We start from the raw sequence: 20,461 nt of genomic DNA, 5'->3' as shown, positions 1-20,461 counted from the left end.
CTATAATTTTTCATATCCCACCAACTATATTTTACTGACCATAAGGATGTTCCTCGTGAGCCAAGCTAATACCTTACGCCAATTGCATCAAGACCGTCTAAACAGCTATAACAATCAAGAACAACAAGCTATTGAGCTGATTGGATTGTTAAATAAACTATATAACGAGCAAGACGTGCAAGTTACCTTGTTCGGTGAGACTCTTGACACAACTTCAGTGGGTCAAGTGCTAGCCCTGCATCAAAAAGCTGCAATTCGTGAGCAGAATGGCAAGCCTATCGCTATTGCTGATACTTTAGAGATGGTCAAAGCGTTAGCAACCAGTGGTGACATTCAATCCGCACGTGTGGATGTCGGTCAACTGATTGCTAATGACACCGATTTGCAAGATGCTCTGCAAGCCATTGGTGATGATAAAGCTGCACAAAATGGTACTACTGATGTAGTGTTGTATGGCTTTGGTCGTATCGGTCGTGTGTTGACACGTCTGTTGTTATCGCAAGCATCAAGCGCAAGAGGCTTACAACTAAAAGCTATCGTCGTACGTCCAGCTGCTGCAGGTGATCTTGCCAAGCGTGCGTCACTACTTGAGCGTGACTCAATCCATGGTAGCTTTACCGGTGGCGTCAGTATTGATGATGACAACAACGGTATGGTTATTAACGGCCGTTTTGTCCAAGTTATTTATGCTAATGATCCAAGTGAGATTGATTACACTGCCTATGGTATCGACAATGCGTTAGTAATCGATAATACAGGTATATGGAAAGATGAAGCGGGTCTAGGTAAACATCTGCAATCTCAAGGCGTAAATAAGGTGCTATTGACTGCTCCTGCTGGTGGTGAGATTAAAAACGTTGTTTATGGTGTTAATAACGATACTGTTGGCGATGACACTATTGTCAGTGCCGCTAGCTGTACGACTAATGCTATTACCCCAACGTTAAAAGTATTAAACGATGAATACGGTATTGAGAACGGTCATGTTGAAACGATTCACTCATTTACCAACGATCAGAACTTAATTGATAACTATCATAAAGCTGATCGTCGTGGTCGTAGCGCTGTACTAAATATGGTTATTACTAGTACTGGCGCTGCTAAAGCGGTGGGCAAAGCGCTACCAGAGCTTAGTGGTAAACTGACTGGTAATGCTATCCGTGTACCTACGCCTAATGTTAGTTTGGCGATTTTGAACCTAAACTTAAAACAAGCACCAAAGAGTGCGGATGCACTAAACGAGTTCTTGCGTAAGATGGCCAACAGCAACACTTGGCAATCGCAGATTTCATATACCGATTCGACAGAAGCGGTATCAACTGACTTTGTTGGTACTAAGCATGTCGGAATTGTAGATGCGCAAGCTACTATCGTTACTGATAACCATGCCACTGTGTACATCTGGTATGACAATGAAGTCGGCTATAGCACCCAAGTATTACGCTTAGCGACTCAAATGGGCGGCATTAGCTATACGCAAATTCCTGCGTAAAACTTGTCAATATTAAGTTAAGCTTTTATTGAGCCGCTTTTTATAAGTACATTGTTGCGTAATTGGAATGCCCTTAATGTAAAACAACACCCGATATTCCATTTGGTTATCGGGTGTTGTTGCTATAATAGCTCGCATAGTGGTTCTAAGAGTTATAAAAAATTTCTAATACCTTTATAATATGACGATAAAAGCTTTGCTAACCAGTATCTAGTTTGAATTCATAACATACTTGCTTTATGGTAAGCGTATCTTGAAGTTAATTTAGGTCATTAAGCATGAATTTGATAACTAATCGATAAACAGACTAGTAGACAGATGATTAGCAACCTAGACAAGCATACAGACACCTTGTAAGCACAAATATAAAATCAGTCAATGACTGTAATCCAGAAAGTAAATTAAGGAACGTAACATGCGATTTATTGATGAAGCCGTCGTAACGGTAAAAGCAGGTGACGGTGGTAACGGAATCGCCAGTTTTCGCCGAGAAAAGTACGTCCCGCGTGGTGGTCCTGATGGTGGTGATGGTGGTAGTGGCGGTGATGTATATGTCATTGCTGACGACAACACCAACACTCTAGTCGATTATCGTTATACTCGTCGCTACGATGCGATGCGCGGTGAGAATGGTCATAGTAGAAATTGCTCAGGTAAAGGCTCTGAAGATGTATTTTTGTCAGTTCCTATTGGTACTACCGTTATTGATACCGAAACTGATGAAGTCATCGGCGATATGACCGAAATAGGTCAGACGTTATTAATCGCTAAAGGCGGTGATGGTGGCCTAGGTAACACACATTTTAAAAGCTCAACTAACCAAGCACCGCGTAAGGCAACTTCAGGCTTTGAAGGCGAGTTGAAAATATTAAAGCTTGAACTGAAAGTTGTAGCTGATGTTGGGTTGATTGGTCTACCTAATGCCGGTAAATCTACTTTCATTCGTCAAGTATCTTCAGCTACACCTAAAGTTGCTGATTATCCATTTACGACTTTAGTACCCAATCTAGGTGTGGTTGATATTGGTATACATCGCTCGTTCGTGATGGCTGATATTCCAGGGCTTATCGAAGGTGCATCAGAAGGTGCAGGTCTTGGCATTCGCTTCTTAAAACATGTGGCACGTACCCGTCGTTTACTGCACATCGTTGATATTCAACCTCTTGACGGTAGTGACCCTATTAATAATGCTCGTATCATTCTAAACGAGCTTGAGCGTTTTTCTCCTGAATTGGCCAATCTTCCACAGATTTTAGTTTTAAATAAAATCGATCAAGTGGTTGATGAAGAAGAGTTGAATGAGCTGTGTGACCGTATCGTCTCCGAGCTTGGCTGGACAGGCGTGGTATTTCGCACTTCAACGTTAACTGGTGATGGCGTAGATCCAGTCAAATATCATTTGATGAACGAGATTGAGCTAGAACGTGAACGAGAAATTGAAGAGCCTGCCTTTGCTGAAGCACAAAAAGCGCGCTTTGAGCGTTTAGAGGCAGAAGTGCGTCGCAATACTGATGCACAACGTGAAGCTTATCGTGCTGCTCGTAAAGCTCAGCGCGAAGGTACTGATCTGGCAGATGACGATTTTGACGATGATGACGGTGTCGAAGTAATCTATACCCCTTAAATCGCCCATCTAAAATGTAGCGACATAACAAGCCGCATATTAGAAACAAAGAAATGCTAGCCGTAATGACGACTAGCATCCTCTGCTAACCATTATACAAATTTGTTATTATTATTTGTGAGCTTTAATCAGTTCCTCGTATTACAAAAGAACAGGTTGCCTATTAATCTTTTAAATCAATCCCCACAATATACAGGAGTTTTTATGGCAGATGACATGGAACAAACGACCGAAGAAGCAAGGTTCATCAAACAGGACCGCAACTTTGATATTCAGCGCGTTATTGTCAAGATTGGCTCATCATTGTTAACCAATAATGGTCGAGGGCTTGATCGAACTGCTATTTATGAGTGGGCTAAACAGATTGCTAATCTGCATAAACAAGGAGTGGAAGTACTACTGGTGTCATCAGGTGCAGTTGCTGAAGGCGTAGTACGTATGAACCTTGAGGAGCGCCCAAAAAAATTGGCGGCATTACAGGCCTGCGCTTCTATTGGTCAGATGGGTTTGATTGAAACTTGGTGGTCAGCACTAATTCAACATGGGATACAAAGCTCTCAGCTATTGTTAACCCATGATGACTTGTCTAATCGTAGCCGTTATTTAAATACGACTGGCGCGTTAACCCAATTGTTAGAATGGCGTGTGCTGCCAGTAATTAATGAAAATGACACCATCACTATTGATGAGATCAAGTTTGGTGATAATGATACTTTAGGCGCGATGTCAGCGGCTATGGTCAATGCCGACTTATATATTATCTTAACGGATCAAGAAGGCGTATTTACTGATAATCCGCGCAATAACCCTAACGCTAAAATGATACGTCAAGAGCGTGCAATGGCAGATTATCTCTTTGACATTGCAGGAGATGGTGGCAAGCTTGGACGTGGCGGAATGCTAACTAAAATTCGTGCTGGTCGTCTTGCGGCAATGGGCGGCTGCCCAACCGTTATCGTGAGCGGTGCGATTGATGATGTCATTACTCGCGTGGTATCTGGTGAAGCAGTCGGTACACTATTAACGACTAACGATGCTGATAAGATTATTGCGCGTAAGCAGTGGTTAGCAGCGCATTTGCGCATGTCAGGCACTCTCATTGTTGATGCTGGTGCTGCCAAAGCGCTGACAGAGCATAATAGAAGCTTATTGCCAGTCGGTGTGGTAGAAGTGCGTGGTGATTTTGATGAAGGCGATGTAGTAGAAATCGTTCACCAAGATACAGGCGAGCGTTTAGCAGTTGGGCAAATGAACTTCTCATCTAATGATGCGCGCCGTGTTGCTCGTGAGCGTACTGAGCAATTTGATAGAATTCTCGGTAACAAGGAAGAGCGTGTAGTAATGGTACATCGTGATAATTTAGCACTATCCATGTGATGTTATCTATTAAATGTAGATAGATGGCTTAAAGTGGTACGGATACATAGCTGGTCTATGAAAAACACTCACTATTGCCTAAGATTACTAAATAGTAGTAAGCATCGTTACTTTTTAAAACTAATGCCATATTAGATTCTTTCTTTATGGCATTAACTATGTATACGTTTATATTTGCTAATAATTGATAGTAACCTGTATTTGTTTTATATATTTTCAAGCTTAATTTTTCTTCATTTTTAATAATGATAACAATGAATATCGTACTCTTTTGGAGATTTGTGCATGAGTGCCTCAAATAGTATTAACACACCTCAGCAAGATTTTGCGCCCTTAAAAAATGACAGATTGTTACGCGCATTACGCTTTGAGCCTATAGATACCACACCGGTATGGATGATGCGTCAAGCTGGTCGTTATTTACCAGAATATAAGGCAACTCGTGCCGAGGCTGGGGACTTTATGAGTCTGTGTAGAGATACGGATCGGGCGACAGAAGTGACCTTGCAGCCATTGCGTCGTTATGATTTAGACGCTGCTATCTTATTTAGTGATATTCTGACTATTCCAGATGCCATGGGTTTAGGTTTATATTTTGAGACTGGGGAAGGGCCTAAATTTAAACATCCTATCCGTCAACAGTCAGATCTTGATAGATTGCCAACGCTTGATGTGAATGACTCTCTTGATTACGTCATGCGCGCTGTGACTAGTATTCGTAAAGCTTTAAATGGACAAGTACCGTTATTTGGTTTTTCTGGTAGTCCGTGGACGCTTGCTACTTATATGATTGAAGGCGGTAGCTCAAAAGATTATCGTTATACTAAAGGTTTTTTGTATAGCAATCCTGAGTTTTTACATCAGTTGTTAGATAAGCTAGCAACTGCTGTAATTGATTATCTAGATGCGCAAGTCATTGCTGGGGCCCAAATTTTACAGATATTTGATAGTTGGGGCGGGGCGCTCGGGCATCGTCAGTTCGTTAATTTTTCACACGCCTATAATAAGCGTATCGTTGCAGAATTGAAAATACGTCATCCTGATGTGCCAGTCGTATTGTTCACCAAGGGCGGTGGCCTCTGGCTTGATATCCAAGCTGATAGTGAGGCTGATGCTTTAGGCTTAGACTGGACAATGCCGATTAATCGTGCTCGTCAAGTGTTGATTGAAAGCCAGCGTCAGTTGACCAAACAGCATAAGAAGCTCCAGAGCAGTAAAGCCATCCAAGGTAACTTAGATCCAGCGACGTTGTACGGCTCACCTGCGACTATTCGCTCTGAAGTAAACGCCATGCTTCACAGTGCTTATATTGGTGGTGAAAAGACAGGTTACGTGGCAAACTTAGGTCACGGCATCACTCAGTGGGTTAATCCTGACAATGCTAAAATATTTATTGACGCCGTACATGATTACCAAATTTAAGCGTTATTAATCTAAGTACAAGCCTCAGAATAAACAGAGCTTTTAACTTCAATTAATCTAAAGCTTAGTAAGTGTAATATTTAATGACTAACTATTAGAAGGATATCTTATGATTTCAGCAGCTATTGTTGGCGGTACAGGCTATACAGGTATCGAGCTTATTCGCTTGCTATCAGCACATCCTAAGGTGTCCATTGATTTGTTAACGTCGCGAAGTGAGGCAGGAACACGGGCGGACGAGATATTTCCAAGCTTACGTGGTATCTCTGATCTTGTCTTTAGCGACTTAGGAGATGATACGCTATCTGCTTTGCAAAAATGTGATGTAGTGTTTTTTGCTACGCCACATGGGGTAGCGATGAAGCAAGCTGAAGCATTAGTTCAAGCTGGTGTGAAGGTTGTCGATTTAGCAGCTGATTTTCGCTTACAGTCATTAGCAGATTTCGAGCATTGGTATCAGCAGTCTCATGCCTGCCCTGAGCTGCTTAAGACGGCAGTATATGGGCTCCCTGAGCTTAATCGTGATAAGCTTGCGGCGGCATCAATTGTAGGCAACCCTGGTTGTTACCCGACCACAGCCATCCTAGGATTAAAACCCATTATTGAGATACAAAATAAAAAAGCAACACGATTGATTGAATCACGTATCGTCATCGACGCTAAATCTGGAGTATCAGGTGCTGGTCGTCAAGCAAGCCTTGCACTAAATTATGCCGAAACGACTGATAATTTTAAGGCTTATGGCGTTGGCGGACACCGTCATTTACCTGAAATTGAACAAGGCGTTGAGCAATTATTGGGCAGTCAATTCTCGCAGCAGATTCGTTTTTTACCCCACTTAGTGCCAATGATTCGTGGTATGTTTAGCTCTATTCATATGGTGCTAACAGAAGCTGGTAGTAGCGTGGACTGGCAGCAAGAGTTTGAGACTAGCTATACAGGGGAAGCCTTTGTGGATGTTTTACCACGCGGCATCTATCCTGATACGCGTAGTGTACGTGCTAGCAATCGTTTACGTATTGCCGTACATCAAGATAATGCACGCGGAGAGTTAACTGTGCTAGTAGTACAAGATAACCTCGTAAAAGGCGCAGCAGGACAGGCAATACAAAATATGAACGTAATGTTTGGGCTTGATGAGACATTAGGGTTAAACGCTGCACCGATTGTACCGTAAAATATAAAGCTTCAAAGTTAAAAGAGATATTTATACGGAATGTAGTACTGACTTATCACAGAAACTTTACTATTAAGTCATCACGCTTACAGCGCTATGCTAGGTATTGACTTTAAATTCCGTTATAATATCTCGCCTTTACTGTTAAGAGATATTGTCCAGATGCGTGTTAAGAATGCCCCCCGCTTGCGCTCCCAGCCAGCACGATCATCGTGTCACGCGTCTGCATTTGTATCTTGTCAATCTGTTTCTGATGATACGGTACAGCCGTTAATAAATAGGAATGACCATATAAAATATAATAAAGGCATTGGCATTAGACAACAAGGCACATCAACATGGCTGCTGGCATTATTCGTGGTAGCTATACTGGTGACCGCGATAGTTGCTATTTTACTGGGGCATAAGCTTGGCTATCAACGCGGTTATTACGCTTTAAAGTCAGAAACTCAGCAAGCGACTATCAATAGTCAGGAAGCTACTAATGAGCTCAAAGATCTACGCATTAGTCATAAAGTCTTGACTAACCAAGTAGAGACAGCTAAGCAAGAGCTTACCATTAGCCTAGCAAATTTAGATGAGCTACGTCAAAAGCAACAAGACTTGAAGGTCGATAACAGACAAGTCTCGCAGTTGAATGACTTATATGCCGAATTTATCGCTGAACAAGGAGGCATGCCTTTACAGATATTAGGTGCAAAAATTGAACCGTTACCCGAAAATGCCTTCGAATATGGTTTTGATGTAGGGATGCTTAGTGAGGATGGTCTCGCCAAAAATCTTAAGGTTACGTTGACTCTACAAAATAAAGATAACTTTGTCGAGGTTCCATTAGATCCTGCACGTTATGCTATTGAAGGAATTGTTCGTATTCGCGGTCGTTTTGTGATGCCTACAGGGTTTAAACCGTTACAAGTTAAGCTCAGCTTAGAAGCAGGTGATCAGCAAGTCGAGCAACTATATGACTGGAAGCTCGGTGCTATGATAGATAGTATGCCATTATCATTAATGGACTTACCAGAGGTTGATCAAAGTCCTATTGAGCCATAAACAGGTTACACACGACTATTATAAAACAGTTTTTAGGTAGAGTTTATATTGACTAACTCTTCCTAATTATCTTACTTCTTTATAACCTACTATTTATTCTATATCAATTATTCTTATACTAAACTCTCTATTGAAACTACCTTTATTATGACTAAAAAACAAATAATAGCGCACCCACAACCTACTGTTGCTGACTGGCATTTTCCAAGTATCCCAGCCGATCACCGTGCTCAAGATGGTGATACTGACAGCGAGACAGCTCCACAGGCAGACGTTTTGGTTGCAGAGCCTGAAGTAGCCAAGCCACCAATGTATGCTGTGGTTATGTATAACGATAATTATACTCCGATGGAATTCGTTGTATATGTTTTACAGTCGGAATTCCGCCATAACATCGACTCAGCGGTTGAAATCATGCTGACCATTCATAATAGCAGTAAAGGTATTGCCGGTATTTACCCTAAAGATATCGCTGAAACTAAAGCCAAAAAAGTAAATAGCTTGGCTCACCGTGAAGGCTATCCATTGCTTACTCAAATTGAACCTCATCAAGGCGAATGAAATTATCCATCTTATAAACTAATATCCAGATAATAAGTCAAACTCACACCTATCTTCGTATCCAATATAATCCCTCTACTCTTGATTTTTAATAATGATAGCCTTATATAAGGCTTATCGATAAATTTTGTTTACCTTGTCACTTCATCTACTTAAATCATTATATTTCGTTAATATTAATATTAATCTTATCTTACTTCTAAACGTTTTTGATTTGATAATCTAGGACGTCGTTTTCCCGTCTTTTTTACTTTGGTTTTTTGATTCAAAAACTAATTATTAGCAATGTTCCTTATCAAAACCTATCCCCAATTTATCGTCATTTTCAGCTTGATTGATATTATAAGTAGAGCTATCTGGATTGCGTAGTACGTGCTCTTATGTATAAAGTGAAGCTTATAATGCATGAATCCTGATAATTATACCCTTTGATACATTTTAGTACGTGTTAATAGATTGACTATATGTAACTATCATGTTGAGATGAATAAGTGCTGATGCTAAATGTGGTTGCAATTGTATTATAGCCAATGTCTTTTGATAACTATCATGTTTTGACCTTGAACAATCCCTTTGTCGCCCTGATTTATCAATTAAGCTATTAAATTATTATAAAGAGTTGTATAACCGTAGGAATTTCTTATGTTAAGTCGTCACCTTGAAGTCTCTTTGCGTTTGGCAATGACGCTTGCGCGCCAAAAATCACATGAGTATCTCACTGTTGAGCATTTATTATTAGCCCTTCTTGAGAACACGCATGCTGCTAATACCTTAACTGCCTGCAATGCAAATGTTTCAAATCTACGTACGGAGCTTGAAGCTTATATTGATAAGCACACGCCTACGATAGATGTAGATATGGAGCAATCACCACAGCCTACCCAAAGTTTTGATCGTATCTTGCAGCGAGCTATTTTTCATGTTCAGTCCATCGGCGGAGGCCGTTTGGTTGAAGGCTCAGATATTTTAGTATCTATGTTTTCTGAGCATGATACCTATGCTGTCTACTTGCTCAAAAAGCAAGGTATTAGCCGCTTGGAGCTTACTCAATATCTCTCACATGGACAAGATAAAGATGAGCCATCTGAGCCACGTGCTTCTATTACTGGAGAGCGACGTAGCGCCTCAGAGAAGACTAGTAAAGATCCGTTAGTAGAGTTTGCGAGCAACCTTAATCAGCGTGCGGCAGAAGGCAAGACTGATCCATTGATTGGCCGTGCTTCTGAGATTGAGCGCACCGCACAAGTACTATGTCGTCGCCGCAAAAACAATCCGCTATTAGTAGGTGAACCAGGGGTCGGTAAAACCTCTATTGCTGAAGGTTTGGCGTGGCTAATCATCAATGATAAAGCACCAAAACCGTTAAACGGCTGCGTGATTTATAGCCTTGATATTGGTGCACTGATAGCAGGTACTAAGTATCGTGGTGATTTTGAAAAACGTATGAAATCGCTACTCGATGCACTTAAGAAAAAACCTAATGCTATCTTATTCATTGATGAGATTCATATGATTATTGGTGCAGGTTCATCAATGAGTAGCAATATGGATGTGTCAAATCTGATTAAACCGGCTCTTGCAAACGGCGAGTTGCGCTGTGTGGGTTCGACGACCTTTACTGAATATCGTCAAGTGTTTGAAAAGGATCATGCGTTATCACGTCGCTTCCAAAAAATCGATGTAAAAGAGCCGAGTGTCGAGGATAGTATCGATATTTTACGCGGTCTCAAACCACGCTATGAAGAGTTCCATAACGTTGAATATACTGATGAGGCGCTAGTAACTGCAGTACAGCTATCGTCTAAGCATATTCATGAACGTTTTTTACCAGACAAAGCGATTGACGTTATCGATGAAGCTGGTGCCTATAAGCGTCTAGGGGTTATTCCAGATGCGGACGATATCAATGCAGAAGACAGTTTAATTGCTGATTTAGATAAAAATATCGGTGATCAAGATTATGAAAGTATCGATACTGACAATGCTGATATTGATAATGAAATGCAGGATGAGGCAGCCGCAGCTAAAGCAAATGATCAGTCTAAGAACTATGAAGATTTGCAAACTGCTAACAATAAAAAGCCACCGATGAAAATTGATGTTGCTGATATTGAAGCTATTGTAGCGAAGCTTGCACGTATCCCGCCCAAGTCAGTTTCCAGCGATGACAAGAGTATTCTTGAGCATTTAGATCGCGATCTTAAGCACTTAGTATTTGGACAAGATGAAGCTATTGCGACACTTGCAGATGCAATTAAGCTTTCGCGAGCAGGTTTGAAAGCTCCAGAAAAACCTATCGGCTCATTCATGTTTGCAGGGCCTACAGGGGTTGGTAAGACAGAAGTGTCGCGTCAACTAGCAAATCTATTAGGAGTAGAGCTTGTACGTTTCGATATGTCAGAGTATATGGAAGCGCATACTGCTTCACGTCTAATTGGCGCGCCTCCAGGCTATGTCGGTTATGACCAAGGCGGTTTACTTACTGAGAAGATTAATCAGCATCCGCATTGTGTGTTGCTATTTGATGAGATTGAAAAAGCGCATCCTGATGTTTTCAATTTATTGTTACAAGTTATGGATCATGGTACGTTAACCGATAATAATGGTCGTGTGGCTAGTTTTAAGCAAGTTATCGTTATTATGACTACCAACGTGGGTGCAGATAGTATTAGTCGCTCATCTATGGGCTTTACCCAGCAAGATCATAGCCGTGACAATACTGAAGCATTGAAACGAGTCTTTACGCCTGAATTCCGCAACCGTTTGGATGCAATTATTCAATTTAATCCATTAGATACATCGGTAGTTATTTCTGTCGTTGATAAGTTCTTAGTAGAGTTACAAGTACAGCTTGATGACAAACAGGTTACCTTAGAGATTGATGACGAGGTACGTGATTATTTGGCTGAAAAAGGTTATGACCGTCTGATGGGCGCGCGTCCGATGCAGCGTTTAATCCAAGATGAGATTAAAAAACCATTGGCAAATATGATTTTATTTGGTGATTTGGTTAATGGCGGGGTGGTACATATAACCCTAGAACCAGAACAAAATGATGAGCTAGATATCGCTGCTGATAGTGTTTCGCTTGACAAGAATGAAGCTACGCAAAGTAGTAACGTGCCAAGTGGCAACATGCAAAGTGATAAAGGATCAGCAGATAGCCGGATTATACTGACTGTCGTTGAAATCCATGAACCACGTTCAGATTCTGAGTCCCTAGCAAGCTAATTACCTTCTACTTCTAAATTAAAAAACGGTTACTTCGGTAGCCGTTTTTTTATGATTTTCGTTTATGCTATTGCTATACTTTATAACAAAGCGAACATAACATTTTGCTAGTATAGATTTTAAGATGAGTTTTGGAATATTACTGCCTATCTTTTATCTAACTGATAACGAATAAAAAAAGGATACATTATGGAACTGTTCAGTGAACAGACGACCAAAACAGCAGAGCAAAAACAGGCAATTTTAGACAATGTCCGTCTACCAGAAGACTGGAAAACTGCATTAGCAGATGAATTAACGTCTGAGAATATGGATAATCTACGTGAGTTTCTAAAGGAGTCTTATCAATCAGATGATAGTGTATATCCACCTGCTCCTTTGATGTTCAATGCTTTTAACTTAACGCCTTTATCACGAGTTAAAGTCGTTATTTTAGGACAGGATCCTTATCACCGTCCAGGTCAGGCAATGGGGTTATCATTTTCTGTACCGAAAGCAATTCCTAAACCACCTTCTCTTAACAACCTACTTAAAGAGATGGCAGATGATATCGGTACTAGTTACTCGGCACATGGCGATTTGACCTATTGGGCGCAGCAGGGTGTTCTATTGTTAAATAGTTCCCTAACAGTCAGAGAAGGTGAGCCAAACAGTCATCAAAATAAAGGCTGGGAGCAGTTTACTGATGCTGTCATTGATGTGGTCAATGAACAAACAGAGCATACCGTATTTATATTGTGGGGTAGTAAAGCACAGAAAAAAGGTAAATATATAGACACTGACAAACATCTTATTTTGACAGCAGTACATCCTTCACCTCTTGCAGCCAATCGCGGTGGATTTTTTGGTTCTAAGCCGTTTTCTAAGACCAATGATTATTTAGTACAGTACGGTCAAGCTCCGATTGACTGGCAGTTGCCACAATAAATGATAAATTACCAGAATATGAATTTACAGTCTTATGACTTAATAGATAGCCAGTTAATAGCTAATAAATTCGCTGATATCCAACTCGCAACCAGTACGTTTTGGTCAATCCAAGACGTTAAATGGATGCAGGAGGCTCTTAGAATTGCTAAGCAAGGTGCTGAGCGTGGAGAGGTGCCAGTAGGAGCAGTTCTAGTGCATAATCAGCGAATTATTGGGCAGGGATTTAATGAGCCAATTGGTCGTCATGATGCGACTGCCCATGCTGAGATAGTAGCACTAAGAGATGCCTGTACGCGTTTAAAAAATTATCGTTTGCCACTTCAGACCACACTGTATGTGACTTTAGAGCCTTGCACGATGTGTATTGGTGCGCTGATTCATGCACGTGTTGATAGATTGATATACGCAGCGAGCGAGCCACGCGCTGGCATGGTTGGTAGTCAAATGAATTTACCAATACAGTCCTTTTATAATCATAATATTGAAGTACATAATGGTTTATGTCGAGCACATAGTAGTCAGATGCTTAAGCGCTTTTTCCGTGAGCGTCGACAAGTAGTGAAAAAAATCAAGCACAATATTAATAATAAACAAGATATGAGTCTTGGTGATAGTGAGGTTTCTTTGCTATAATATTGCCCTATTTGATGGCTAACCAGTTAATCTGTTGTCAATCGTTTGATAAATAAGTAAATACTGTCCTAGGTTGCTATCACATAAGTAGCGTCTATTATTAAGTGAGTGTTATGACTGTCTCTACACCTAATGCTAACAACAGTAGCCAAATGCAGCCTTTGAGCTATCCTGTCATTTGTATTGATGGGCCAAGTGGCGCAGGTAAAGGCACAGTAACATGGCGATTAGCACAAGCGTTAAATTATCAGTTGTTAGACTCAGGTGCTTTATACCGTATTGTAGGACTGAAAGCTTTTGAGGCGGGATTGATTAGTGCAGATGCAAGCGAAGCCATTGATGAGATGGCTGTATTAGCGTTGACTCAAAGCTTAGAGATTGCTTTTGTACCTAATAATAATTCAGGGCGTGTCGATATTCTTGTCAATGGTGAGGCGGTCGGTGCACAAGTCCGTAACGAGACCATTGGAGGCTATGCATCACAGATAGCAATATTTCCGAAAGTTCGTCAAGCATTGTTAAAATTGCAACAAGATATGGCAACTCGTTCAGGGTTGGTTGCTGATGGTCGCGATATGGGTACGGTGGTGTTCCCAGACGCTGATGTAAAAGTGTTTCTGACTGCCAGTGCTGAAGCGCGTGCCGAGCGCCGTGTCACACAGCTATCAAGCGCCGGTCAAACAGCAGATTTTGAAGCGATTTTAGCCACGATTAAAGCCCGTGATGATCGTGATGAAAACCGCGCAACTGCACCATCAAAACCAGCAGAAGATGCATTGCTACTCGATAGCTCATCCTTAGATGCTAATATGGTTTACGAGAAAGTTAAAAAACATTGTCAGGATAAAGGTATTTGTTTTAATAGATAATAAAAACAACATAGTAAGTGCCAAAAACTTTGCTATAAGGTGTGGTTTTAGTATAAAATCATAGTAGTAAAAATCTATAGATTTTAGAATTCTATTTGTAGACATCGTTTAATAATACAGATACGTCTATAGTAGATATAAAAAATCTTAATGTGAGACAGTTGTTGCTAATGAGTTCGCCAAATAATTCGCTTATTATCAACAAACGTTTTTTTATATGATTGTATAAGATATAAAACCAGTATTCTCGTTTTATGTAATCATAAATTTGATCCGTACTGTGCTGGACAGGCTACGGCTATACAAAGGTAGACATAATGGAATCATTTGCTGAACTATTTGAAGCGAGCATCGAAGAAACAGGTCTGGATATCGAGCGTGGCTCGGTTATCACCGGTACTGTTGTGGCCATCGATAACGACTGGATCACTGTTGATACTGGTCTGAAATCTGAAGGTATTGTCGCTCGTGAAGAGTTTTTAAGCGAAGAAGGCGAACTTGAAGTTGAAGTTGGCGATAGCGTTGATGTCGTGGTTGAAGCAGTTGATAACGGTATGGGTCAAACCTTACTGTCACGCGAAAAAGCCAAACGCGTTGAAACTTGGAATATCCTTGAAAAAATCTCTGACAATGATGAGATCGTAAAAGGTATTATCTCAAGTAAAGTTAAAGGCGGTTTCACTGTAGATATCGGTTCAGTACGCGCATTTTTACCCGGTTCATTGGTAGACGTACGTCCTATCCGTGACACTACGCATCTTGAAGGTAAAGAGCTAGAATTCAAAGTTATCAAACTTGACCAAAAACGTAACAACGTTGTGGTAAGTCGTCGTGCAGTTATGGAAGCTGAAAACTCAGCTGAGCGCGAAGAGCTATTGAACAAGCTTGAAGAAGGTATCGAAATCGAAGGTATCGTTAAGAACCTTACTGATTACGGTGCATTCGTTGACCTTGGTGGTATTGATGGTCTATTGCACATCACTGATATGGCATGGCGCCGTATTAAGCACCCATCAGAAGTTGTTGAAGTGGGTCAAGACCTAAAAGTTAAAGTATTGAAGTTTGACCGTGAGCGTAATCGCGTAAGCCTAGGTCTAAAACAACTTGGTACTGATCCTTGGGATAACGTTGGCGGCACATACCCAGTAGGTAGTGTGGTTAAAGCACGCGTTACTAACTTGACTGATTATGGTTGTTTCGCTGAGATTTCTGAAGGTATTGAAGGTCTAGTACACGTATCAGAAATGGATCATACCAACAAAAACATCCATCCATCAAAAGTCGTTCAAGTGGGTGATGAAGTTGAAGTAATGATTCTTGATATCGATGAAGAACGTCGCCGTATTAGCCTAGGTATCAAACAGACTCTAGCTAATCCATGGGATGAGTTTGACAAGAAACATGAGCGCGGTGATAAAATCACTGGTACGATTAAATCTATCACTGACTTCGGTATCTTTATCGGTCTAGACGGTGGTATTGATGGTCTTGTTCATCTATCTGATATCTCTTGGAACGAAACTGGCGAAGACGCTATCCGTAACTACAATAAAGGCGACACCGTTGAAGCAATGGTATTGTCAGTAGATGCAGAAGCTAACCGTATCAGCCTAGGCGTGAAGCAGTTAAGCTCTGATCCATTCAACGAATACCTAGTCAACAATGACCGTGGTGCTATCGTTAATGGTAAAGTGAAAGAAGTGGATGCTAAAGGCGCTACTATCGAGCTTGCTGATGAAGTTGAAGCTTACCTACGTGCCTCTGAGATTCAACGTGACCGCGTTGAAGATGCTACTAAGCATCTAACTGTTGGTGATGATGTTGAAGCGAAAATCATCAGTGTCGATCGCAAAACACGCAACATCAACTTGTCTATCAAAGCGAAAGACGAAGCTGAAGAGCGTCAAGCGATTAAAGATCTTGGTAGCACGAGCACTACTGCTACTCCAGGTTCTGATGCACAGCCAAAAACTATTGGTGACTTGATTAAAGAGCAAATGCAGTAAGCTGCACGCTTTTGATATATTAGTAGCATAAAAAGAAAGCGACTTCGGTCGCTTTTTTTTATTTAATTTTTATCACTACTTATAAATAGTTATAATTTCATTTTCATTGCTATTAAATTCCGCTATTATTTGCAACTCTGAGTAACGAAATGTAAACTACTACCCGTAATCTAATATGTCATAGAGATTTAAACTATGACTGTCTATATTATAATTTTTTGAAGTACGCTACTCGAAACAGATTTTGACATTATATTAGTAACTTTTAAATGAGGGAGTTGGTTTAGATATTATGTTTCGCAATTAGCGTTAAGTTGCGAATCCAATGGTAGCTAGTACCTTAGTTAGCAAATATCTAATACTTTACTCATGTAATCAAGATGATGACCATAAATTAATAAGGCAAGTGTAACAATGCAACAAGCGATTAATAAGTCCGACTTTATTAGTAATTTGAGTGTGAGCTGTGACACCATGACTGAAATGGTCGTTGATGATGCAGTACGAGAAATACTAAACCTAATGGTAGATACTTTGGCGAATGATGGCCGTGTTGAGGTTCGTGGTTTTGGTAGTTTCTGTTTGCACCATAGAAGAGCTCGTATGGGACGCAATCCAAAGACAGGTGAAAGTGTACCTGTACCTGCTAAAGCTATTCCACATTTTAAGCCTGGTAAAGCACTACGTGAAGCAGTCAACGATAAAGTAGCATCATAGTCAATACAGGGTGGTAATTAACAGAATAGGTATAAAATGATAGTTGTTTATGATTTATCATAAGCAATTATTATCTCTATTATTTACCATAATATTATTTGCTGTTATTGAGCAGATATTTCTATCTACTATTGAGGTATATGTATCATGCGCTTTTTATTGTTTGTCCTACTATTTTTAAGCTTTGCTTATGCGCTTGGTTTGGTATTAGCAAATAATACTGAAATCGGGGTAAATCTACTATTTTCGCAAGCACCTACGATGAATTTGGGATTACTGCTGATACTTTGCTTAATACTGGGTATCGTAATTGGCATGTTATTGGCGCTATTGATTTTCCGTGTATTACAAAATAAATGGGAAATCTCACGTTTGCAAAAGTTGAATGCTAATTTGCAAGAACAAGTGACACAGGCTAATGTTGTTATCGATCGTCAAGCAAATGCTCCAACGGTAGAAGAAGCTGTCTATGGAGCAAATACAGGCCAAGTACAAGACGAAGTAACTAATACCCTTGATGATGAAACTATGCTTACTAAACGTAAGCGAGATTAACTCGATTGATGAGTAATCTGATATTGATTTGTATAAAAATATGATGCTTTAATAACTCCGATATAAAATGGCACAATTATGAATAACAATGTGATAACTTCTCCAGTCATTGTTGCTTTGGATAATATGACTGTAGATGCAGCGTTAGCGTTGGCCGATAAACTAGATCCAACGTTATGTCGGTTAAAGGTAGGTAAAGAGTTGTTTACGCGTTGCGGTCCTTCGATTGTAGAAGCTTTACATCAACGCCAGTTTGAAGTGTTTTTAGATCTTAAGTTCCATGATATTCCTAATACTACCGCACAAGCTGTGTTAGCAGCAGCTGAGCTTGGTGTATGGATGGTTAATGTCCATGCAAGTGCAGGTTTAGAAGCGATGTCTTTAGCAAAGGAACGTCTGTTAGCAGGTAATTATAAAACGTTGCTGATTGCGGTAACGGTGCTCACTTCTATGAGCAAAGACAACCTAGTACAGGTTGGTATCGCTGATGATTTAGATGATCAAGTGAGTCGATTAGCAAAACTTACTCAGCAAGCTGGTCTTGACGGAGTAGTTTGTTCAGCACAGGAAGCAAAAGCTCTAAAAACCCTGTGTGGCACTGACTTTAAATTGGTTACTCCAGGTATTCGGTTGCCTGAAGATAGCGCAGACGATCAGCAGCGTATTTGTACTCCGAAACAAGCTCTAAGCGATGGATCAGATTATCTGGTTATTGGTCGTTCAATCACTCAAGCGCCAGATCCTGCTGCTAAACTACAAGCGATAATAAAAGGTATTTAAGGTTTTTATTACTGTATAAATACTTTATTTACTTTTAAGAAATAATAAAAAGGACAGCTGAAAAGCTGTCTTTTTTACTTTTTGCTGGTAGATGGAAAAGTGCTACACTACCTTGATTTATGCTTATACCAATTCTAAAGATATAATTAGCTGTGTCAAACTCGCTTGGTCTGCTAGATATAGTGCTTACGCGTGTTTTCTTGGATTTTTAGAATTGAAACTATTGGATAGTATTGGATAATATGAAATTACAGATATTGAGTGACTTACACATTGATAGTTATGCTCGTCAGTCACACCCTATCGGGCACATTCCTAAAACTGATGCAGACATAGTGCTAGTGGCGGGCGACACTGCCAATAGCGATAGTGGTATGCCATGGTTACAAGAGCAAGCTACGCGTCTACAAGTGCCTTTAATCACTATTGCGGGCAACCATGAGTACTTTAATGAAGATGTGCTACATTTCGATAAAAAGCTCGCTATGTGGGACAACTATAGCGAAACGTCAGGTCAAGGCGTACGAGTACTTCAATGCCAGCATATCGATATCGGTGATATACGTATATTAGGGTGTACGCTATGGACGGATTATCAGTATCAGGCCAACGAAGATACAATGGTGGTTGCTAAACGTTTTATGCGTGATTATAAGCAGATATATGCAGGTAGCGAGCTATTCTCACCTGAGGTATCGATGCAGCTGCATGAAAAGCAGCGTCAGTGGTTAAAGCAAGCACTAATAACTGCACAGCAGCTAGGTAAAAAAACTGTTGTTATGAGTCATCACAGTATCAGCCCATTATCAGTTTCTGAGAAGTATGCCACGTTGCCGAGCAATGCTGCATTTGTCAGTGATTTTTCTGCTTGGATGCATGAATCTTGGGCGCCAACCTTATGGGTTCATGGACATACTCATGAAGCGTTCGATTATCGTATTGGCAATACGCGTGTGATTGTCAATCCGCGTGCTTATCCGAATGAAGTCAGTAGCACCGAGATTGAGTTTGCGTGGGATAAGGTAATCGATATCGGTTAAAGTACTTTAGATTATGTTATTGGTTCATTGTAGTATCCATGAGTATGAACATTAATCCTTTTAAAGCTTGATTGTTTTGATGATTGTTAGCTATGTTTTTTATTGCTAGTCAGCTGTTATTTCGTTCACTACCGTTCAAAAATCTGCTACGCTAGCTACCATGAGTAAACTCCCTGATACCCCAAATTCCGAGCAGTCTGAGACGACAAAGCCTCTTAAGATGAGCGCGCCTGCACCCGCGCATCTGCCTGATAGCATGATATCCTCAGTCAGCTTGTTGCCTACTGATAAACGCCTGATTTTGTTTACCAGACACTCACTACGCGAGCGCTCTGATGGTAATGGGTTTGCCAGCTATCAGCTACCATTGACTCCTAAAGGCCGAATATTAGCGAAGTCTTGGGGGCGTTGGCTAGCAGGTCATCTGCCATATTCTCTCGACGTAGATAGTATCTCAAGCCCAATCGGGCGTTGTATTGATACAGCGCAGCTAATGCAAGAAGGGGCTGGGTTACAGCGTGATATAGCCCATCAGTCGCTATTGGTTGAGCCAGGTAGTCTAGTGACTGAGCCTGATATTGCTAATGCAGTATTTAAAGAGATTGGTGTACTCAATTTTATCAATCGCTTCTTGCAAGGGAATCTCGAAGGCACCAAAAATGCCTATCAAGGTGGTCTCGATATCTTATCGCTTTTTTATCAAAACCAGCCACAGCATGGACATTTAATGCTAGCTGTTAGCCATGATACGTTGCTGTCTGCTTTCTTAGCGGTAATGTTTGATGTGAGTGAGATTGATTGGAATGATTGGCCAAAAATGATGGAAGGCGTATTTTTATGGTTTGATGATAAGCCATTCGAGCAGGCTAATGCTTATTTTGTATGGCGTGGTGAGATTTATGTACGTCCGATCAACACGTTGTTGGATAGCTACCGCGCTGCTGGTTTTCACCCTAGCAAACTATTATTACCACCAGAGGTAAAGTGGACATAATGA

At 40.6% G+C, this 20,461-nt stretch carries 17 protein-coding genes; all 17 read left to right on the top strand.

Annotated elements, in window-relative coordinates:
• Window positions 1-46 precede the first annotated feature (46 nt).
• The 17 genes from AAEY87_RS07140 to AAEY87_RS07060 all read left to right on the top strand — a co-directional run bounded on the left by AAEY87_RS07140 (window position 47) and on the right by AAEY87_RS07060 (window position 20,458).
• The gene (locus tag AAEY87_RS07140; RefSeq protein WP_068036310.1) at window positions 47-1,492 is read left to right on the top strand and encodes a glyceraldehyde-3-phosphate dehydrogenase; all 1,446 of its coding nucleotides are present in this window, start codon (window positions 47-49) and stop codon (window positions 1,490-1,492) included.
• A 415-nt stretch (window positions 1,493-1,907) separates the two neighbouring features.
• Window positions 1,908-3,116, top strand: a complete 1,209-nt coding sequence (cgtA, locus tag AAEY87_RS07135) for an Obg family GTPase CgtA (RefSeq protein ID WP_068328196.1) — start codon at window positions 1,908-1,910, stop codon at window positions 3,114-3,116.
• A gap of 204 nt (window positions 3,117-3,320) precedes the next feature.
• On the top strand, window positions 3,321-4,493 hold the full coding sequence (gene proB, locus AAEY87_RS07130) for a glutamate 5-kinase (RefSeq protein ID WP_068036306.1): 1,173 nt from the start codon (window positions 3,321-3,323) through the stop codon (window positions 4,491-4,493).
• A 285-nt stretch (window positions 4,494-4,778) separates the two neighbouring features.
• Window positions 4,779-5,915 (top strand): uroporphyrinogen decarboxylase, encoded by a 1,137-nt coding sequence (gene hemE, locus AAEY87_RS07125; RefSeq protein ID WP_350656544.1) that lies wholly within the window; start codon window positions 4,779-4,781, stop codon window positions 5,913-5,915.
• Between the two features lie 109 nt (window positions 5,916-6,024).
• Window positions 6,025-7,092 (top strand): N-acetyl-gamma-glutamyl-phosphate reductase, encoded by a 1,068-nt coding sequence (gene argC, locus AAEY87_RS07120; protein ID WP_068328193.1) that lies wholly within the window; start codon window positions 6,025-6,027, stop codon window positions 7,090-7,092.
• A gap of 162 nt (window positions 7,093-7,254) precedes the next feature.
• The gene (locus AAEY87_RS07115; RefSeq protein WP_350656542.1) at window positions 7,255-8,142 is read left to right on the top strand and encodes a hypothetical protein; all 888 of its coding nucleotides are present in this window, start codon (window positions 7,255-7,257) and stop codon (window positions 8,140-8,142) included.
• 147 nt (window positions 8,143-8,289) lie between these two features.
• Window positions 8,290-8,703 carry an ATP-dependent Clp protease adaptor ClpS gene (locus AAEY87_RS07110; RefSeq protein ID WP_068328190.1) on the top strand — a complete coding sequence of 138 codons (414 nt, stop codon included), beginning with the start codon at window positions 8,290-8,292 and terminating at the stop codon, window positions 8,701-8,703.
• A gap of 642 nt (window positions 8,704-9,345) precedes the next feature.
• A complete protein-coding gene (gene clpA / locus AAEY87_RS07105) occupies window positions 9,346-11,934 on the top strand; it encodes an ATP-dependent Clp protease ATP-binding subunit ClpA (RefSeq protein WP_350656541.1) in 2,589 nt (862 codons plus the stop codon).
• 189 nt (window positions 11,935-12,123) lie between these two features.
• Window positions 12,124-12,861 carry a uracil-DNA glycosylase gene (locus tag AAEY87_RS07100; RefSeq protein WP_068036297.1) on the top strand — a complete coding sequence of 246 codons (738 nt, stop codon included), beginning with the start codon at window positions 12,124-12,126 and terminating at the stop codon, window positions 12,859-12,861.
• Window positions 12,862-12,879: 18 nt separating this feature from the next.
• Entirely contained in the window at window positions 12,880-13,497 is a 618-nt protein-coding gene (gene tadA / locus AAEY87_RS07095; protein ID WP_350656540.1) for a tRNA adenosine(34) deaminase TadA, read from the top strand.
• A 113-nt stretch (window positions 13,498-13,610) separates the two neighbouring features.
• Window positions 13,611-14,366 carry a (d)CMP kinase gene (cmk, locus tag AAEY87_RS07090; protein WP_350656539.1) on the top strand — a complete coding sequence of 252 codons (756 nt, stop codon included), beginning with the start codon at window positions 13,611-13,613 and terminating at the stop codon, window positions 14,364-14,366.
• Window positions 14,367-14,680: 314 nt separating this feature from the next.
• On the top strand, window positions 14,681-16,372 hold the full coding sequence (gene rpsA / locus AAEY87_RS07085; protein ID WP_203226536.1) for a 30S ribosomal protein S1: 1,692 nt from the start codon (window positions 14,681-14,683) through the stop codon (window positions 16,370-16,372).
• Window positions 16,373-16,786: 414 nt separating this feature from the next.
• Window positions 16,787-17,089: an integration host factor subunit beta gene (locus AAEY87_RS07080; RefSeq protein ID WP_068036291.1), complete on the top strand. Its 303-nt coding sequence runs from the start codon at window positions 16,787-16,789 to the stop codon at window positions 17,087-17,089.
• A 147-nt stretch (window positions 17,090-17,236) separates the two neighbouring features.
• On the top strand, window positions 17,237-17,644 hold the full coding sequence (locus tag AAEY87_RS07075; protein ID WP_068036289.1) for a lipopolysaccharide assembly protein LapA domain-containing protein: 408 nt from the start codon (window positions 17,237-17,239) through the stop codon (window positions 17,642-17,644).
• Between the two features lie 78 nt (window positions 17,645-17,722).
• Window positions 17,723-18,424, top strand: coding sequence for an orotidine-5'-phosphate decarboxylase (pyrF, locus tag AAEY87_RS07070; RefSeq protein WP_350656538.1), 702 nt, complete (start codon window positions 17,723-17,725; stop codon window positions 18,422-18,424).
• 242 nt (window positions 18,425-18,666) lie between these two features.
• On the top strand, window positions 18,667-19,464 hold the full coding sequence (locus AAEY87_RS07065; RefSeq protein WP_350656537.1) for a metallophosphoesterase: 798 nt from the start codon (window positions 18,667-18,669) through the stop codon (window positions 19,462-19,464).
• Between the two features lie 160 nt (window positions 19,465-19,624).
• A complete protein-coding gene (locus AAEY87_RS07060) occupies window positions 19,625-20,458 on the top strand; it encodes a histidine phosphatase family protein (RefSeq protein ID WP_350656536.1) in 834 nt (277 codons plus the stop codon).
• Window positions 20,459-20,461: the final 3 nt, after the last annotated feature.

Origin of the sequence: Psychrobacter sp. S1-30-MNA-CIBAN-0213 (assembly GCF_040309845.1) — a bacterium.
In the GTDB taxonomy this organism is placed as follows: Bacteria; Pseudomonadota; Gammaproteobacteria; order Pseudomonadales; family Moraxellaceae; genus Psychrobacter.
This window is presented reverse-complemented; position numbering and strand designations above follow the sequence as displayed.

Bases quoted from the DNA above. Each gene is read 5' to 3' on its own strand.
- hemE (WP_350656544.1), top strand. From the start codon at position 4,779: ATGAGTGCCTCAAATAGTATTAACACACCTCAGCAAGATTTTGCGCCC.
- AAEY87_RS07080 (WP_068036291.1), top strand. From the start codon at position 16,787: ATGCAACAAGCGATTAATAAGTCCGACTTTATTAGTAATTTGAGTGTG.
- pyrF (WP_350656538.1), top strand. From the start codon at position 17,723: ATGAATAACAATGTGATAACTTCTCCAGTCATTGTTGCTTTGGATAAT.
- AAEY87_RS07115 (WP_350656542.1), top strand. From the start codon at position 7,255: ATGCGTGTTAAGAATGCCCCCCGCTTGCGCTCCCAGCCAGCACGATCA.
- cgtA (WP_068328196.1), top strand. From the start codon at position 1,908: ATGCGATTTATTGATGAAGCCGTCGTAACGGTAAAAGCAGGTGACGGT.
- argC (WP_068328193.1), top strand. From the start codon at position 6,025: ATGATTTCAGCAGCTATTGTTGGCGGTACAGGCTATACAGGTATCGAG.
- proB (WP_068036306.1), top strand. From the start codon at position 3,321: ATGGCAGATGACATGGAACAAACGACCGAAGAAGCAAGGTTCATCAAA.
- AAEY87_RS07060 (WP_350656536.1), top strand. From the start codon at position 19,625: ATGAGTAAACTCCCTGATACCCCAAATTCCGAGCAGTCTGAGACGACA.
- AAEY87_RS07065 (WP_350656537.1), top strand. From the start codon at position 18,667: ATGAAATTACAGATATTGAGTGACTTACACATTGATAGTTATGCTCGT.
- tadA (WP_350656540.1), top strand. From the start codon at position 12,880: ATGAATTTACAGTCTTATGACTTAATAGATAGCCAGTTAATAGCTAAT.
- AAEY87_RS07075 (WP_068036289.1), top strand. From the start codon at position 17,237: ATGCGCTTTTTATTGTTTGTCCTACTATTTTTAAGCTTTGCTTATGCG.
- clpA (WP_350656541.1), top strand. From the start codon at position 9,346: ATGTTAAGTCGTCACCTTGAAGTCTCTTTGCGTTTGGCAATGACGCTT.
- AAEY87_RS07110 (WP_068328190.1), top strand. From the start codon at position 8,290: ATGACTAAAAAACAAATAATAGCGCACCCACAACCTACTGTTGCTGAC.
- cmk (WP_350656539.1), top strand. From the start codon at position 13,611: ATGACTGTCTCTACACCTAATGCTAACAACAGTAGCCAAATGCAGCCT.
- AAEY87_RS07140 (WP_068036310.1), top strand. From the start codon at position 47: ATGTTCCTCGTGAGCCAAGCTAATACCTTACGCCAATTGCATCAAGAC.
- AAEY87_RS07100 (WP_068036297.1), top strand. From the start codon at position 12,124: ATGGAACTGTTCAGTGAACAGACGACCAAAACAGCAGAGCAAAAACAG.